Consider the following 948-nt stretch of genomic DNA (forward strand, 5'->3'; position numbering starts at 1 on the left):
TGGAGAACATACATGGATAATCACACAATCGACAAGCTTGTCGCTGAATCACTCGTCAACCGTTTGGCAGAAGGCGAATTGAATCGTGCGCATTTAGAGGCACGCTATACGCTGGCTTTGGCTGAATTGCAGGCCTTTAAGGCGGTGATGGAATATGACCCAGCACTTAAAGAGTTATTTGAAGAAACGCAAGCAAAAATGAAAGGAAATAACGCATGACTTACAAATTAACAGGAAGCCCTATTCTAAAAGGGGAAAAGAATGTCACAATCGTAACGATTGAGAAAGAAGAAACTGGTCGCTACAGCTATGAGCGTGTTGAATTGCCAGGAAATCGCACGCATGATAATGAAGAGGTGCTGATTCAAGCAGTTTTGGACTTTATTAGAACGGAACTTGACCCAACGAGCGCTCTTGTACAGGCTCAGGCTAAGTTAGAAGAAACTCACGTTAAGCTTCAAGAGAATGAACAGAAATTGGCACAAGCCGAAGCTAAGCAGACGGCCACAGACCAAGCAGTTAAGCAGAACAAGACTGAAAGCGACCACTACGGCAAAGTTAGCTACGCATTAGTTTTAACGTTGATAACAGAAAAATTGCTTCAGTACGGAACAGCTTATAAAGTTTTAGTTGATTTAATTCAATCAGCTGAAGTAGGTAAACACTATATGCCAGGTGATTTGATTACCATCGAAGACCCAGCGCACATTGAGTTGGATGGCGAAGGTAAGAGGGTTCTGGTACAACTTAACCGTGAATTTACTTACAATGGAGAGCCTGCAAGCGATTTTATTCGTGATGGACGTCTTGAACGTGATGGATATGGCGTAGCGTGGAAGTACGAGCCTAAAGAACAAAATGAGCCTACGACTGTCGCACCAGTAGCTACAGTTTCTACGACAGCTACCGTGGCACCTACAACTGCAGAACCTCCTGCTACAACAGTTA

Annotated in this window: 2 protein-coding genes; both read left to right on the plus strand. The window is 43.7% G+C overall.

The features are described from left to right. A partial coding sequence (locus tag N8M20_RS10140) for a hypothetical protein (protein ID WP_261080507.1) occupies positions 1 to 219 on the plus strand: 219 nt, incomplete at its 5' end. Continuing rightward, positions 216 to 948: hypothetical protein (locus N8M20_RS10145; RefSeq protein WP_261080508.1), on the plus strand; the 733-nt coding region annotated here is incomplete at its 3' end. The genes N8M20_RS10140 and N8M20_RS10145, both read left to right, overlap by 4 nt.

Source organism: Streptococcus mitis (genome assembly GCF_946190275.1).
Lineage (GTDB): Bacteria > Bacillota > Bacilli > Lactobacillales > Streptococcaceae > Streptococcus > Streptococcus mitis_DC.